This is a genomic window from Blastococcus sp. SYSU D00695, assembly GCF_054050555.1.
Genome location: NZ_JBJGZP010000007.1, coordinates 16960 through 32931, shown reverse-complemented (window position 1 = coordinate 32931; position 15972 = coordinate 16960). Strand labels below are relative to the sequence as shown.

12 protein-coding genes are annotated in these 15972 nt (G+C 74.5%); 5 read left to right on the top strand and 7 right to left on the bottom strand.

What is annotated here, in order from left to right; all coding sequences use genetic code 11:
* Positions 1 to 6: 6 nt before the first annotated feature.
* Positions 7 to 1614: a lipopolysaccharide biosynthesis protein gene (locus ACI781_RS06700; protein WP_456565298.1), complete on the bottom strand. Its 1608-nt coding sequence runs from the start codon at positions 1612 to 1614 to the stop codon at positions 7 to 9.
* Positions 1615 to 1888: 274 nt separating this feature from the next.
* On the opposite strand from ACI781_RS06700, the gene ACI781_RS06695 reads away from it, so the two are divergent.
* Both ACI781_RS06695 and ACI781_RS06690 read left to right on the top strand, forming a co-directional pair.
* On the top strand, positions 1889 to 2839 hold the full coding sequence (locus ACI781_RS06695; protein ID WP_456565297.1) for a hypothetical protein: 951 nt from the start codon (positions 1889 to 1891) through the stop codon (positions 2837 to 2839).
* Positions 2840 to 2920: 81 nt separating this feature from the next.
* Positions 2921 to 3841 (top strand): alpha/beta hydrolase family protein, encoded by a 921-nt coding sequence (locus tag ACI781_RS06690; protein ID WP_456565296.1) that lies wholly within the window; start codon positions 2921 to 2923, stop codon positions 3839 to 3841.
* Positions 3842 to 3859: 18 nt separating this feature from the next.
* Here ACI781_RS06690 and ACI781_RS06685 read toward each other — a convergent pair whose 3' ends face one another.
* The 4 genes from ACI781_RS06685 to ACI781_RS06670 all read right to left on the bottom strand — a co-directional run bounded on the left by ACI781_RS06685 (position 3860) and on the right by ACI781_RS06670 (position 8013).
* Positions 3860 to 4807: a hypothetical protein gene (locus ACI781_RS06685; RefSeq protein ID WP_456565295.1), complete on the bottom strand. Its 948-nt coding sequence runs from the start codon at positions 4805 to 4807 to the stop codon at positions 3860 to 3862.
* A gap of 98 nt (positions 4808 to 4905) precedes the next feature.
* On the bottom strand, positions 4906 to 5847 hold the full coding sequence (locus tag ACI781_RS06680; protein ID WP_456565294.1) for a glycosyltransferase: 942 nt from the start codon (positions 5845 to 5847) through the stop codon (positions 4906 to 4908).
* On the bottom strand, positions 5844 to 6719 hold the full coding sequence (locus ACI781_RS06675; RefSeq protein ID WP_456565293.1) for a glycosyltransferase family 2 protein: 876 nt from the start codon (positions 6717 to 6719) through the stop codon (positions 5844 to 5846). Before ACI781_RS06675 ends, ACI781_RS06680 begins: the two co-directional genes overlap by 4 nt.
* A 139-nt stretch (positions 6720 to 6858) precedes the next feature.
* Positions 6859 to 8013, bottom strand: a complete 1155-nt coding sequence (locus ACI781_RS06670; RefSeq protein WP_456565292.1) for a hypothetical protein — start codon at positions 8011 to 8013, stop codon at positions 6859 to 6861.
* A 346-nt stretch (positions 8014 to 8359) separates the two neighbouring features.
* Here ACI781_RS06670 and ACI781_RS06665 point away from each other — a divergent pair, with 346 nt between their 5' ends.
* From ACI781_RS06665 to ACI781_RS06655, 3 genes are read left to right on the top strand one after another with little or no spacing between them, the layout of a single operon-like run.
* A complete protein-coding gene (locus tag ACI781_RS06665; RefSeq protein WP_456565291.1) occupies positions 8360 to 9550 on the top strand; it encodes a hypothetical protein in 1191 nt (396 codons plus the stop codon).
* Entirely contained in the window at positions 9547 to 11109 is a 1563-nt protein-coding gene (locus ACI781_RS06660) for a hypothetical protein (protein ID WP_456565290.1), read from the top strand. The genes ACI781_RS06665 and ACI781_RS06660 overlap by 4 nt, the downstream gene beginning before the upstream one ends.
* 41 nt (positions 11110 to 11150) lie before the next feature.
* Positions 11151 to 12278 (top strand): acyltransferase family protein, encoded by a 1128-nt coding sequence (locus ACI781_RS06655; RefSeq protein ID WP_456565289.1) that lies wholly within the window; start codon positions 11151 to 11153, stop codon positions 12276 to 12278.
* Positions 12279 to 12326: 48 nt separating this feature from the next.
* Here ACI781_RS06655 and ACI781_RS06650 read toward each other — a convergent pair whose 3' ends face one another.
* Positions 12327 to 13406 (bottom strand): glycosyltransferase, encoded by a 1080-nt coding sequence (locus ACI781_RS06650; RefSeq protein ID WP_456565414.1) that lies wholly within the window; start codon positions 13404 to 13406, stop codon positions 12327 to 12329.
* A 162-nt stretch (positions 13407 to 13568) separates the two neighbouring features.
* Complete coding sequence (locus ACI781_RS06645) at positions 13569 to 15029, bottom strand: sugar transferase (RefSeq protein ID WP_456565288.1); 1461 nt, start codon at positions 15027 to 15029, stop codon at positions 13569 to 13571.
* Between the last annotated feature and the right edge of the window lie 943 nt (positions 15030 to 15972).

The window sequence follows — 15972 nt, the reverse complement described above, 5'->3', positions numbered from 1 at the left end:
CCGGGCTCAGCGCCCGGTGGGGTCGGGCGCGCGTCGCACCGGGACGCCGTCGGCGGCCGGGGGCGCCGGCGAGTCCGGGGCGACCGACGCCTCGGCGACCTCCACCGCGGCCGCGGTCGTCCCCCCGGGCGTCGGCTCGTCCTCGACCCGGGGCGTGCTGCCGCGGCGCCGCGCCACGTCGAGCACCTGCTGGAGCAGCGGGCGCCGGAGGAACCACAGCGCGACCACGTAGACCACCCCGCCGACCGCGCCGAGCACGATCAGCTCGGCCCACCCGGTGATGCCGGTCAGCTCCTGCAGCGCGAAGACCACCGCCGCCGCGAGGCCGCCGCACAGCAGCACCACGAGGACGTCGGTGTACGCCCGCCAGGTGACGCCCATGAGCCGCCGGACGACGACGGCGCGCACGGGCCAGCTGACGAGGGAGAGCAGCGCCAGCAGCAGCGCCAGCAGCTCGAGGTCGTGCGAGGCCAGGGTCAGCACCAGGCCCACCTGCACCGAGAGCAGCCCGAGGCTGACGAGCAGCTCGGTGCCCGGGTGGCCGACCGAGGCGAGCGCGACGGACAGGAAGCCCGAGCAGGAGCTGGCCAGCGCCCTCAGGGCCAGCAGTGCCGCGATCCCCGCCGACGCGGTCCACTGCTCCCCGAAGACGAGCGGGACGAGCGTGCCGGAGGTCAGGGCCAGGAAGACCAGCGGCGGCACCAGCACCATGCCGCCGGTCGCCATGGTGGTCCGCAGTCCGCGGGTGAGCCGCTCGGGGTCGTCCTGCAGCTTGGCGAACAGCGGGACGCCGACCATGAAGAAGGCGGCCGTGGTCAGGCCGAAGATCGCGTCGACCAGCCGGCCGGCGACGGTCCAGTAGCCCAGCGCCGTGGTGCCGGCGAGCGCACCGATGAGGAACAGCTCGCCCTGGTCGCGCAGCTGGCTGGACACCGCCAGCCCCATGGACTTCAGGCCGAAGGTGGTCAGCTCCCGCGCCTCGGACCGGGAGAACTCCCGCCGCGGCCGGAAGGTGGTGGCCGTCCACAACGCGACGGCCGCCACCACGGACCGCGTGAGGTGCTGGGCGACCAGCGCCCACAGGCCCGCACCGAGGGCGGCGGCCACGATGGCGACGACGATCGACACCCCGGTGGCCAGCGTCTGGCGGATCGTCAGGGCCCGGAACTGCAGGTCCCGCTCCAGCAGTGCCGCCGGGACGCTGGACAGCCCGGTCACGAAGAGCGGGACGGCCAGGAACAGCAGGACCAGGTGCAGTCTCGGCGCCCCGAGCGCGTCGCTCAGCGGTCCGCTGAGGGCCATGACCACCAGCATCAGGACGGCGCCGACGACGGTGGAGATGGTGAAGGCCGTCGCGGCGAGGCGGTCGGTCAGCTCCTTGACGCGGATCAGGTAGGCGGCGTAACCCGCGTCGGCCACCGCCGTGAGCACGGCCACGAACGTCATGGCGAGCGCGACGACGCCGAAGTCGTCCGGATCGAGAAGGCGGCCGAGGACGATGAACCCGACGAGGGTGCTCAGCTGGACCGACCAGCGCTGGGCGATGGCCCAGAGAACGCTCGTCGTGGCGCGCTCCCGCAGCCCGGCCTGGGGCGTGGTGGGGGCGGGGTCCACGAGGGCTCCTCGGGCGACGGTGACCCCGTGGCCGGCGTCGACCGCGGCGGCCGGTGGGCACGCAACTGCGCGAATGTATCGCCCCTGCCCGTCGTTCCCGTCCCGGCGGGGGACGGTTCACCGAGAAGGGGGTCACCGCTCCCTCGGCGAACCCGTACCCTGGGAGGCGCCGGCGAGGGGACGCAGGTCGGCGTCAGTGCCGGTCTCGCGCGTGTCGTGGTCGGCTCCGCCGGGTCGCCACTGAAGCGGACCCACGGCAGGCTGCGGAGGGTGTGTGGACACCGAGGTGGGCACGGGGCGGGGTCCCAGCGGATCCTCCGCGTCCGAGGACGACGAGTCGTCGCGCGTCCACCGGCTGGCGCACGCCCCGCTGTGGGCGGGTGTCGCCGTCGTGCTGGTCGCCCTGCTCGTCGTCGTCGCCGTCGTCCTGGTCACGGGAGGCGACGACGAGCCTGACGGGTCGCAGGGCCCGGACCCGTCCGTGGCGGCCCAGAAGCTCTCCTTCGCGCCGCCGGAGCTGGAGGCCCCGGAGACCATCCGCGTCTCGTCCGCCGACACCGGCTTCGAGCTCGACCCCGACAGGGACTACCAGATCGTCCTGCCCGACGAGCCGCTGGTGGCGCCCGGTGGTCTGACCCTCTCCGGTGGCCGCAACGTGGTGCTCGTGGGCGGCCGCATCGAGGCGGAGGAGCGCGGCCTGTACCTGGTGGACCAGCGTGGCACGGTCCACGTGGAGGGCCTGTCGATCGGGGGTGACGGCCTGCAGGAGGGCATCAACCTCTCGCAGCCCTACGGCGCCACCGTCCAGCTGCAGAACATCTCGATCGACATGGTCACCGGTGAGGAGGACGGCCACCACGCTGACCTGATCCAGAGCTGGGCCGGCCCGGGGCGACTGCTGATCGACGGCTTCAGCGGGACGACGGGCTATCAGGGCTTCTTCCTGCTCCCCTACCAGTTCCCCGCCGAGCCGCCGGTGGAGTGGGACTTCCGACGCGTGGCGATCCGGGGGGACGAGAACGCGGCCTACCTGCTGTGGACCGAGCCCGATGCGCCGTGGATCCGCACCAGTGACGTCGTGGTCCAGACGGCGGAGGAGCGGAGGCGCGACCAGGTGCTCTGGGGGCAGTGGGACGGCGTCACCGTCGGGGACGTCGCCGACGTCCGGCTGCCTGCCGGCACGCCCGGTGTGGGCTACCGGTCCCCCGGCTACGTCGGCAGCTGACGGGAGATGCACCCCGCGCGCGCCCGCCTCTCGCGGGTGGTGTTTGCCACCGGGCGGCGGGTTGCTGCCAGGATGCCCTGCGTGCGTCAGCGTCTTCGTGCCCTCGCCGGGTTGGTCGCCGCCCTGGTGACCGTGTCGTCCTGCTCCTCGCCGCAGGGCTCGTCCGAGCCCGGGCCGAGCTCGGCGGCCACGGTCGAGGTCACGTCGCGGGTGCTGGACCTGAGGGACCCGGCGCGGCCGACCGGCCCGTACCCCGGGGTCCCCGAGCAGGACGGCAGGGCGCTGCCGACGACGCTGTGGTACCCCGCCACCGGGGACGGCCCGTTCCCCCTCGTGGTGTTCAGCCACGGCTTCGGTTCGACGCCGGAGGCATACGCCGAGCTGCTGGAGTCGTGGGCCTCCCAGGGCTTCGTGGTGGCCGCGCCGGCGTTCCCCCTCACCTCGGAGGGGTCGCCGATGGTCGTCGACGACGTCCGGAGCCAGCCGGCCGACATCTCGTTCGTGATCGGAGCCGTGGCCGCGCTCGGGGACGCCGGCGAGGACGACCTGGCGGGGCGTGTCGACCCCTCGCACGTGCTGGCGGCCGGGCACTCGCTCGGGGCGAGCACGACGCTCGGCCTGATCACGCCGCTCGCCCGGGACCCGCGGGTCACCGCGGCCATGGTCTTCGCCGTCCCGGTCGAGGGGTTCGGGACGGTGCTGGCCGACCCGCCGGTGCCGCTGCTCATCATCCATGCCGTCGACGACAACGTCGTCGCCTTCGCCGACGGTGAGGCGCTCTACGCCGGCGCGACGGGGCCCAAGGCGTTCCTGCAGCTGCTGGGCGGTGGCCACTCGGCGCCCTACGACTCGCCGCGCGACGCGCGCCACCCCCTGGTCGACGAGGTGAGCAGCGAGTTCCTCCGCTTCAGCACCGGCGGCGACGAGGCGGCGCTGGCGGACCTCCGGACGTCGGTCGAGGACTCCAACGCCCTGGCCCGCTGGAGCGCCCAGGGGCTCTGAGTCCCGGTCGGTCCCGGCTCAGCCGCGGGGATTCGGCCAGACGTCGCGGTCCGCCTGTGCCCACGCCCCGCCCCGCACCGGGTCCTCGAGGTACTCGGGAGCGGTGAGGATGTGCGCGGTGTGCCGGTCCGCGAGGGCCTGGTGGAGGTCCTGCCACGAGGCGTGGTCGGCGGGGTCGAGCGGCTCGCCCAGCACGGTGCGCCACCGGCCGCGCCCCACGGGGGTCGGGAACGACGGGACCACGAGGCTGCCCGTGGCGGCTGCGAGCCGGGCGGTGCCGCTGGCCATGTACACCGTCTTGCCGAGGAACCGCGTCTCCTGGCTGCCGGGGAGGTCCATCGCGATCGACACGGTGCCGCCGTCGCGCAGCACCTGCTCGAGCCTCGCGCGGGACCCGCTCGCGAGCAGCGACCGCGGCCACAGGGGGTCGGGCCGCTTGGTGTACCGGAACCAGTAGCCCAGGTAGCCCTTCGGCAGCTCGGTGTAGGCCCAGTCCCCGGCCACCGACACGTATGCGGACCGGTCGACGTGCGCGCCGATGTTCCGGCCGGCGAAGAGCGGGCCGAAGTGGGTGGTGCTCACCACCACCCCCTGGCCCGGTGCCCGCCGCTGCAGGTTCTCCACGCCCTCCACGGGCTCTCGCCGCACGAGCCACATCCGCCAGCTGTACTCGATCGTCTCGGCCCGCGCGGCGACGTGCCGCGCGGCCAGCTCGTCGAGGCGGGACTCGAGCGGGGTGTTGCCCACGATGGCGTCCATGGTGGCGCGAGCCGCGGCGAGCCGGTCGGGTCGCAGCCGGAACTTCAACCGGGTGGCCGTCCGGATCATGAACAGGGCCACGGGGTAGGGCACGAGACGCCGGGCCAGGCTGCTGCCCCGCACCCGCGCGAGCACGCCGTCCCACTCGACCGGCTGCTTGTACGCGGGGAGACCGTTCCCCGCCGTCGTCGTCTGCGCCACGTCCACCGCTACCTCCCGCACCTGCCGGAACCTGGCGGTCAGGCTAGGGGCTGCGACACCGGTCCGGACGGGAACGGGCGTGCCCTCCACCCCTTCGGAGGGGATCAGGCGAGCCGGAACGGCGGCAGCTCGGACAGCCGGTGCACGACGCCGGCCGCGGCCGTCTCGAGCGCGGCTGCATCGAGGTCGTCGACCTCGCGGGACACCGCCAGGCCCCGGCGGGACAGCTCCGCGGCCGTCTGCAGCTGGTGGTCGTCGACGTGCTCGCCGTGGCTGGCGCGGCGCGGTACCAGGACCGGCACCTTGCCGTGCTCGAAGGCCGTCAGCGCGGCGCCCGTGCCCGCGTGGGAGACGACCACGTCGGCCTCGGCGATGGCGGTCGACAACTCGGCGTAGGGGACCTTGTCGCGGCCGTCGACGGGGAGGCCCGACACGTCGGTGGCCCCGGTCTGCCAGAGGACCTCGCAACCGTGGAGCAGGGGGACCAGTGCCTCGACCAGGCGACGGAAGCCGAGCGTCTCGGCGGTGCCGAGGCTCACCACGACGCGGCGGACGGCCGCCCGGGGCCGGTCGTCCCCCTCGGCGCGGTAGGCGTCGAACACCGACCCGCCGTAGCGCCAGCCGTCCCGGGCCCAGCTCTCGTACTGCGTGTAAGTGTGCACGCGGGGTACCCGGCGCATGATCCGGCCGGTCAGCGAGGGGCCGGCCACGCGGGTGGCGCTCTCGATGTAGTGGGTCGGCACCCCCCGCAGCGCCGTCTGGGTCAGGTAGGAGACCGCGGGACTGGCCCCCGTGCTGACGGCCAGCTCGATCGGGCGCCCCCTCAGCGCGCGCAGCCCGTGCAGGGCGTTGAGCAGGATGTTGCGGGCGTCGCGCGGCACCGCGTGCCGTGCGTAGAGGACCTCCTCGCCCGCCAGGAGGCTGCGGCTGAGGCCGCCGTCGAAGGTGACCCACAGCCGGGGCCGGTCACCGAGCCCCAGCCGGGGTGCGAGTTCGTGCATCTGCTTGAGGTGGCCGCCGCCCGAGCAGACCAGCAGGACCGTCATCGGGCCGCGCGGCCCCGCGGCCGACGGGTGGGGGTCACCCCGTGGGCCCGGAAGAACTTCACACCGGACTTCAGGTGCACCCGCGCCATCTGGCTCTTGTACAGCGCCAGAGGGCCCTTGGCGCGGCTCGCCCGCCCGTAGGTGTGGTGCGCCGTCGTCCCGGTGACCACGCCGACCCGCAGGCCCGCGTGCCACATCCGCAGGCACCAGTCGACGTCCTCGAAGTACATCCAGTACCGGGTGTCGGGGGGGCCGACCCGCTCGACGGCGTCCCGACGGACCATGAGGGCCGCGCCGAGCACCCAGTCGGCCTCCACGACCTCCGCGCTCCCCGCGGCCAGCGCTCGCTCGACCTCACGCGACGGCTCGCTGAACCGCGCCAGGGCGCGACGTCCGAACGGCGTCCGCGTGCCCAGCGGCGTGCGCCGGTACGCGATGGTCTGTGGCCGGTAGAAGCGGAAGGCGGAGTCCTGCAGGGCGCCGTCGTCGTACCGGAGGACCGGACCGACCAGGCCGAGTCCGGGGTCCCGGGCCAGCGCGTCGCGGAGCGTCTCGATCGTCCCCGCCGACACCCGGACGTCGGCGTTGAGCACCAGCAGGTAGGGCGCCGTGGTGACCTCGAGCGCGGCTCGCACCGAGACGGCGTAGCCGACGTCGTCGGCGAAGCCGACGAACCGCGCCGAGGGGATGATCGAGGCGACCAGCTCCCGGGTACCCGGCTGCTCCTCGGAGTCGGCGACGACCACCTCGGTCGCGGCCAGGTCGGCGTGCTCGGCGACGGCCCGGAGGGAGGCCTCCAGGGCGGGCACCGACTTGTAGTGCGTCACCACGATCGCGACGGACGGTCCGGCGGTGTCCGGGCTCTCCGGCATGGGGCTCCCTGGTCGATGGGCTCTTCCGGGGCGTCAATCTACGGTCCGCCTCCCGTGCCCGGAGCGCACGACCACCGTGCGGGGCGGGACGGTCACCTGTTCGCGTGACCGCCCCGCCCCGGGGTGCGGATCCGTGAGGTCAGCCGCCGTAGCCGGGGGAGACGTAACCCACGCCTGGGTTCCCGGTCAGCGGGCTCGGCGTGGCCGACGTGCCCGAGCGCACCGAGCCCCAGGCGCCGGTCTGCGACCACAGCACCTGGCCGGGGAACGAGCGACCCGCGGGGACCACTGTGACGTCCCGGGTGGTGATCGGGTAGGTGCCGGAGTCCCACAGCAGGTACGCGCTGACCCCGCCGACGTCCCGCAGGACGACGTTGCGCAGGTCGAACAGCTCGGGAGCCGGTGCGCCGAACTTCAGCGGGTCGAGGAAGAAGCCCTGGTAGGTCGTCCAGCCCTCCAACCGGTCGATGCGCAGCCGTGCCGGGCCGGACCAGGTCTGGAGCACGTCGGCGTGGTGGCCGCCGTTGGACCCGTGCACCGCGTCGACGCGGATGTTCTGCAGCTGGACGGTCGCCCCGTACGGCTGCGCGAGGTTGATCCCCTCCATGGCCTGCGCACCGCTCAGCCGCAGTCCCTCGACGTGGACGGTCCCGCGCTGGTTCTTCAGGTAGAGGCCGCGGGCCTCACCGTCGCGCACGGACGTGCGGATCTCGCCGCCGATGATGACGACGTTGCGACCGCCGGTCACCGACACCCCGTTGGGGGCGTCCAGGGGCGTGTCGGGGAGGTCGATGACGTAGTCGCGCCGGTCGTCGAGCGTGACCGAGGTCCGGGACGACGACAGGGTGATGGTCTCGGGGGACTGCAGCTGGGGCGGGGCCCAGCTCAGCGCGCCGCCCCTGGGGGCGTCGACCGGCGCCGGGGTGGGCGCCGGCGGGGTGTCGGCGGCAGGAACCGGAGCGGCCGACGTCTCGGGCCGGGTCGGCGGGGGCGTGGCGGCCGGCGGGGTGCCGGCGGAGGGACTCGCGGCGGCCGGCGGCGGCGCCGCGGCCCGGGTCCGCGCCAGGCGGGTCAGGCTGGCGGACAACCGCCCACGCAGCTCGGGCCACTGCGAGACGTGGGACCAGCGACCCGCCGGCTCCGTCGCCACCCCGCCGCTGTCCGGCTCGGCTGGGAACGGCTCCGCGACGACGAGGACCGTCGCAGCGGTCAGGAAGGCGAGGAAGCCGAGGAGCAGGCGCCGGTACAGCGGAGCGGCAGCGGGCGTGCGTCGGCGATGGGCATGGCGGGACACGGGACACCTCTCGCGGCCGGGGAAGGGCCTGCCGAGCGCTCCAGCGCAGCTGCGCTTGCGGAGCGTGAACGGGGGAGCGCGCACAGTCAACAGGGGTGAGACCCCATCGCACAAGGTGCAAAGTGTCACTCCGTCAAGTGTTCACTCCGCTCCGTTACCCATTCGAGCGGTGATCTTCGTCCACCGGGGTGGGCGGGCGCCGGGAGGATGCCGTGCGTCACGTCCAGGCGACGCGATGTCAGGCAGACGGTGGAAACTGCGGCGCAAACCTGCCGGAAGGCACCGTTCCCGGGTCACTATGGGCAGGCGGGGGTCGACGCTGCCTTCCGCGCCCGACCGTCGTCGAGTGAGGACCAACGTGCCCAACGCGTCTCCCAAGCGCTTCCTGCTGTGGACTGCCCTGCGCCGTTTCGGTGCGGTCGCACTCGTCGTCGGCGTCCTCGCCGGTCTCGGTGCCGCGCTGCTGGCGTCCCGCCTGTCATCACCGTCCTACGTCGCGGAGGGCACCGTCCTGGTCCCTCTGGCGCCAGCGGTGACCCAGGCCCAACCGGTGGACCCCACGATCTCGGTGCCGACCGACCCGCGGCCCACCAACGCCTACGAGGCCGAGCGGTTGGCGAAGAACTACGCGGGCGTCCTGGTGGAGGACCCGGCGGTGCTGCAGGCCATGTCCGACCGCACGCAGATCCCGGTCGACGACCTGCGGACCGAGGCCGCGCCCGTGAACCTCCCGGGCACCGCGATCATCCGGATCACCTACACCGGCGAGTCCGAGGCCGAGGTCCTCGGCTACTTCGACGGTCTGCGTGACCTGCTGTCGGCGCCGACGGCCATCTCTCCCAACATCGCGGTGACGACGCTCGTCCCGCTCCGCCTGCCCACCGAGGTCATCGAGCAGGAGGGCGTCTCCCCGCTCGCACCGTTGCTCGGCGTCGCCGCGGGGCTGCTCCTCGGTCTCGGAGCGGCGGTCTTCCTCGAGCGCAGCCTCCCGCAGCTGCGCACCGCCGCCGACGTCCACGCACTGACGTCCTGGCCCGTCCTCACCTTCTCCCGCACCAGCGGCGCCAGCCGTTACGAGACCGCCGTCCTGCGCGTGCTGGCGACCGCGCCCTCCGTGCGGGAGGTCGCGGTCGTCTCAGCCGGTCGCTTCGCGCCCCGCAACCGCGCGACGGTCGCGGACCAGCTGCGGGCGGCCGAGCTGCGCCTGCGCGCCTCCGGCCGGCTGCCCGAGCAGGGCACCTCGATCACGTGGCACGACGCGGGCCGCGTCCCCGATGACGGAACCGCCGAGCGCCGGGTCCAGGACGCCGACGCCGTGGTGCTCGTCCTGCCCCGCCACGCGCCCACCCAGCCCGCGGCGGCCGCCGTCGACCGGCTGGCCGACCTCGACGCCGGCCCGGTCATCGTGCTCCTTGGCCCCGCCCCGCAGCCGTCGCAGGCGACCCGGCCCGCCCCCGCGGCGCCGCCGGCCGAGGGCGCCCTGCCCGCCACCCCGGTCGCTCCTGCCGAGGCCGGCGCCGGGTCGCTGCAGCGGTGACCGTGGCCGTCGGCTCCCGCAGAGCCGCGGCACGACAGAGCCGGTTCGACGCCAGGCCGGCCGCGGCGACCGCGGCGGTCCTCGCGGCGCTCGCCGTGGTGGCCGCGATCGCAGGCCTGTCGAGCGTGGTCACGCCCCTCGGCCCGCTGGCCGTCGCGGTCGGGGCGCTGCTGGTGCTGGCCGTCTACGCCCGGCCGGTCGTGGGGGCCGTGCTCGTGGCGGCCGTGGCGCCGGCCGTGGCCGGTCTCAGCCGGGGCGTGGGTCTGCCCGGACTCAAGATCTCCGAGGTCCTGGTGATCCTGGTGGTCGGCGTCCTGCTGTTCCGCCGTCCGAACCGCTGGCGCGCCCTGACCGGGGTCGACGTGGCGCTCGGTGTCTTCGCCGGCGGGACCCTCGCACTCGCCGCCTACCACCTGGCCCGCGGGGACATCGGCCTCGGGGACCAGGCGCTGGTCGCCGTCCAGCCGACCTTCCTGCTCCTGGGCTGGTGGGCGGCGTCCCGGGGGACGTCGAGCCGGGCGGACGTGCTGACCGTCGTGCGCTGGGTCCTGCTGGTCAGCGTCGTGCCGGCGGCGCTCGCGCTCGCGCAGTACTCCCAGCTGTTCGGTGTCGCGGAGGTCCTGCAGGGCATCACCGGTCAGGCAGCGGACCAGGCGGCTGCCGCCCAGGCGCTGGCCGCGTTCGAGTCCTCCGGAGCGGTCGTGGACACCGCGCTGCGCGTCAGCGGTCCGTTCTCGATCTGGCACTCGCTGGGCGGCTACCTCCTCCTGCCGACGGTGATCGCCGCGCTGCTCCTGGTGCGCGGGGACCGTTCGGTCCTGTCCCGCGGGTGGCTGCTGGCCGTGCTCGCCGTCGACGTTTCCGCGCTGGTGCTCACCGTCACGGTGACCCTGTTCATCTGGCTGCCCGTGGCGATCCTCGTCGGCGCAGCCCTGGCCAAGGTCCTGCGCCGGGCGCTGCTGCTGCTGGTGGTGCTCGGGGCCGTCGCGGCGCTGGCCTTCGGCAGCGCACTCGGCGACCGGCTCGAGCAGCAGACGGCGGCGTCCGACGACACCGCCGCCGTGAGCTCGGAGCTGCCCGGGGGCCTGCAGACCCTGCAGTACCGCTTCCTCGTCTGGCAGCGCGACTACCTGCCGGTGGTGGGACGCGCGGCGGCCCTCGGGCTGGGCACCGACTCGCCCCCGAGCGTCCTGTTCACCTCCACGGAGAACCAGTACCTGACGTACCTGCTGCGCGGCGGGCTCGTCCAGGTCCTGGTCTCCCTCCTGGCCCTGGGCGCCCTGACCGTCCGAGCCCTGCGGCACGCGCGGAACCCGCGGGCGCCCGCCCGCACCGTCGTCCAGGGGCTGGTCGGCGTGCTGGCCTTCATGCCGGTCGCTCTCATGGTGTGGCCGTACCTCAGCAACGCCGGCCTGTCCTACCTCTTGTTCGGGCTCGCCGGCTCGGTCCTCGCGCTCGAGCCGGCGCCCCGGCGGGCGCGCGGGCCGGCGCCCTCGGCACCACCGCTGCAGGCCGCATCGCCGGTCACCACCTCCGGCCTCGTCCCGGCGGCGCGCTGACCGTGGCCTGACGGGGACGCGACACCGCAGGAGGCGGAGACATGACAGAACGTGGTCCACGGGGGGCGCCGAGCGTCGGCGAGCAGCCCGGGCCGGCGACGACCAAGGACGTCGCGATCCAGAACCTCCGCGGCCTCGCCGTGGTGCTCCTGGTCGCGTCCCACGTCTACGGTCTGTCACCCTCGGAGGGGCTGCGGCAACCTGCCGACACCTTCTGGCACCACCTGACCAACTCCATCGAGCCGCTGCGGATGCCGCTGTTCACCGTCATCTCCGGCTACGTGTACGCGTTGCGGCCGGTGCTCGCCACCAGCGGTCTGCCGCGGCTGGTCCGGGGGAAGTCGCGGAGACTGCTGGTCCCCCTCGTCCCGCTGACGGCGATCGTCGCGATCCTGCAGATCGTCTCCGACCGGGGCGGCGGTGACGTCTCGATCGCCGACATCGGGTGGGGCTACGTCTTCGGGTACTCCCACCTCTGGTTCCTGTACGCGATCTTCTGGGTGTTCCTCGCGGCGGGGGTCCTCGACGCCGTCGGCGTGCTCTCCCGTCCACGGACGTGGGCCGTCGCCTGGGCGGTCGGCGCGCTGACGTACGTCGTCATCCCCGTCGCCGACGGCTACGACGTGCTGGCCGTGGGCAGCGCGCTGCGGCTGTTCCCCTTCTTCCTGCTCGGCTACGCGTTGAACCGGCACTCCCGGTGGCTGACCGACCGCAGGGTCGTCGTCGCCGCCGTCGCGGTGTTCCTGTGCTCGGCGACCGTGGAGCAGATCGGTCTGTTCTCCGGGGAGGTCCACCCGTCCGTGCTCTGGCGCGCGATCGGGCTGGCGACCGGGACGGCCGGGCTGGTCTGCCTGTTCCGTGTCCGAGGTGCGTTCCGCTCCCGCGTCCTGGCCTGGATCGGCACCTTCGCGTTCACCATCTACCTGCTGCACACGATCGCGAACGCCGGCGTGAAGATCACGCTCCGCCTGCTCGGCGTGGACCTCGTCCCGGTCCTGTTCCTGGCCGGGTTCGCGGCGGCGATCCTGCTCCCCGTGCTCTTCGAGCGCACCCTCGGGCGCAACGGGTACGTGCGGGTCCTCCTGCTCGGCGAGAAGCCGCTGCCCGCGCCCCCCCGGTCGCCGAGGTCGACGGCCGCAGGCGGGGACCCCGCCGCGTCCGGGCCCTGAGCCGGCGCCGGGTGGCCGCCCGATCAGCCGCGCGGGTCGGCCGCCCGATCAGCCGAGCGGTGCCTCCAGCGCCGAGCGCAGGGCTGCCCGCTGCTGCTCCCACCGGGCGGTCTGCGTCGCGTGCGCGGCGTCCGCTCGTGCGCGGTCGCCGGCCATCGCCACCGCCGAACGCACGGCCGCGGCCAGCGAGGCCCCCTCGTTCTCGGTGAAGACGGCCTGCGGGAAGTACTGCCGGAGCGCGGCCGTGTCGGTGAGCACCAGCGCGCGCCGCGCGTAGACCGCCTCGTACCCAGCCCGGACGACCGACGTCGGCTCGGTCGTCAGCACGACGACGACATCGGCGGCGGCCATGGCGTCGCGGTAGGCCTCGGGACCGAGGAAGCCGGTCAGGTGCACGTTCGACGAGCGGTCGGCGAGCAGGTGCGCCGGGCAGCGGGCCGCGTCACCGGTCACGGCCACGTCGACGTCCGGCAGCAGACGGGCGGCGTCGAACACGACCTCGACCGGCTCGTCGTCCCCGAACACCCCGACGTAGAGCACCTGCGGCCGGCGCTCGTGCGGCTCCCGCGGTGGAACGGCCAGGGTGGGCGGCGCCTCGTGGACGACCAGCCCGTGACCGCCCCACTCGTCGACGACGTCGGCCCACGAGTCCGTGGTCACCATGACCGCGGCAGCGCGCCGGGCCATCGCGCGGTGCAGCGGCAGCAGGCGCTGGGACACCGCGTGGTCCTTGGCGCCGAACGACGTCGGATGGCTGTCGAGGACGAACACCCGCCGTGCCAGCCAGGCGTACGCCGTCACGATGAGCCCCGGCACGATCGGCGGGTTGGTGACGACGACGGCGTGCGGGCGCACCCGCAGCAAGTGGGCGAGGGTCAGGACGGCCGACAAGGCGTAGCGGGCCAGCGTCCGTGGCACGCTCCCCCGGAGCCCGCCCGGGTGGATGTGCACCACGCGACCGTCCAGGGCCGCGGCCATCTCCTCGGCCCGGCCGGCGTGACGCTGCCAGGTGATGACCGACGTGCGCCGTCCCATCGCGTGCTGCTCCTCCCACGGGCGCCCATCCGCACCGGGACTCCACGACCGGGCGGCGCCGCGGTCGGCGGGCGTCGCCCGAACGTAACGGATTCCTCGGCCCGCACAGGCCCGTCTGGCCAGGCCGTCGGCACCTCGTGCCGCCGATCACCCGCCAGGAGGACCTCGAACCGGTCGCGTGGCGTCATCGAGACCCCGGGAAGCCCCCGGGGCCCGCGTCCGGGGCCGGAGGAGCGCCGACGGTCCGCGGGGGGATCAGAAGGCGCCCTCCCCACGCACCACCGCGCGCAGCGTCTTGCCGAGGATCATCAGGTCGTAGGTCAACGACCAGTTCTCCACGTACCGGACGTCCATCCGCACGGAGTCGTCCCAGGAGAGGTTCGACCGTCCGCTGACCTGCCACAGGCCCGTGATCCCGGGCTTGACCAGGAAGCGGCGCCGCATGTCCGTGCCGTAGCGCTCCACCTCGCGGGGCAGCGGCGGACGTGGGCCCACGAGCGACATCTCGCCGCGGAGGACGTTGATCAACTGCGGCAGCTCGTCGAGGGAGTACTTGCGCAGGAGCCGGCCGACGCGGGTCACCCGCGGGTCCTCGCGCAGCTTGAACAGGACGCCGTTGCCGTCGTCCGCGCCGTCGAGCACGATCTGCTCGGCGTCCTGGACCATGCTGCGGAACTTCAGCATCGGGAAGAGCTCGCCGCCGCGGCCGACCCGCATCTGGCGGAAGAACACCGGTCCGGAGCTGGTGACGCGGACCGCGACGGCGATCGCGAGGAACACCGGCAGGGTGACGAGCAGGCCCAGCAGCGCGGCGCTCCGGTCGAACGCGTCCTTGGCGAGCCGGCGGACGCCGCGGAGCTCGGGGCGTTCGACGTGCAGCAGCGGCAGTCCGCACGAGGGCCGGATACGGACCCGGGGACCGGCCAGCTCGGTCACGGCGGGTGCCAGCAGGAGCTCCGCCTGCGTCCGTTCCAGTTCCCAGCCGAGCCGGCGGAGGGCGCTGCCGTCGAGCTCCGGCGTCGGGAGCACGGCCACGGTGTCCACCTCGTAGAAGCCGACGACGTCCACGACCTCGCGGAGCGAGCCGAGCACGGGGAGGCCGTCGAAGGCGCGGTCCGTGGTGTCGGGCAAGCAGCACCCCACGACTCGGTAGCCGTGATAGACCTCGCGCCGGAGCTGCTCGTGCAGCGCGGCGACGCCGTTGCGGTGGCCGACCAGCAGCGTCGTCTGGAGGGCCCGGCCGAGGCGGCGCTGCCGGTGCAGCCACTTCCGCTGGCCGTAGCGCTGGAGGAGCGTCAGCAGGCATGCCAGGGGGACCGTCGCGACGACGAATCCCCGGGCCACCTCCAGGCGCAGTGCCCAGGACACCGTGCCGACGGCCGCGAGCAGCATCGCCGTCGCGAAGAAGACCCGGCGGAACTCCTCCGGACCGTCCCACAGGAAGCGCGGCTCGTAGCTGCGGGCCAGGGACATGACCCCGATCCAGATCAGCGGCACCAGCACGGGGAGGACGGGGACCGACACTCCCTGCACGCCGGGGCCTGCGCCCGGGCCGAGCCAGGCCGTCAGCACGGCGGCCACGAGCGCGCACGCGGCGTCACCGGCGACCAGCCTGCGGACGTAGTCCGTGCGCCAGGCGCGGCGCGCGACGGTGCCCGCGCCGCGCACCTGCGAGGGGGAGATGGTGGGGATGGGCTTGCTCTTGACCGGCCTCATGGCGGGGTGTCCTCCGGGGTGACGACGTGTACGCGTCGTCGGCGGGGTGCGTGAAGGGGGGCGTGGTGGAGCGCCCGGGTCGGGACGACGGGCTTCGGCGCAGCGGGCTGGGCTGGACGTGCGGCCGCCGGATCAGTCCGGTCGCGACCCGTGCTCACCCGCGCGGTCGGCGGCCTGCTCGGCGGCCTGCTCGATCCGGCGGACCTCCGCCGCTGAGGCGAGGGCGGTGACCTCGTCGACGGTCACGCCCGGCGGCAGGCTGTGGTCGTCCGTCTGCCCGCTGCCCGAGCCGGTGCTGCTGCCGCCCGTCGCGCAGCCGGGCGCCGCGGGTGCGGGCGGAACGGCAGGCGCGGGTGCCGGTGTCGGCGCCGGCGGTGACAGCGGAGCCGACTCCGGCGCCGCGGCGGCGAGGACCGGTGGGGCAGCTCCGTCGGCAGCGGGTGCGGCGGCGCGCGTCGTGGGCGGGACGGCGGACCGGGTGCCGTCGGCGGGCGCTCTCGTGACCGTCATGCCCCCGGACCCCGTCCCGAGGAGGGCCGGCGGCACGCCGGCGGACCCGTCGAGGGCGGACGTCCCGAGGGCGTCCGCCGGTGTGGTCCCGACGGCGGGCGGCCCCTGGGCCCCCGGATCCCCGACGGGCGTGTCAAGGCTCGTCACCTCGTCAGCCGGGGACTCTGCGGCGGGGATCTCGGGTGACGGGGACCCGGCCGGGGTCTCCACGGCGGACGGGGCCGGGGCTGGAGGGGGCGCCGCGGTTGGGGCCTCCACCGCCGGAACGGCGGGCGTGTCTACGGCGGGCGTGTCTACGGCGAGTGGGGGCGCGGCAGGTTCGGGCGATGGCGGACCGGCCGTCGGACCCGCGGCCGGCTCCTCCGATCCGGCCGTCGGGACGGCCGGATCGGAGGAGGGCGAGAGGTCGGGGGTGACGGGCGGCGTCTGCGGT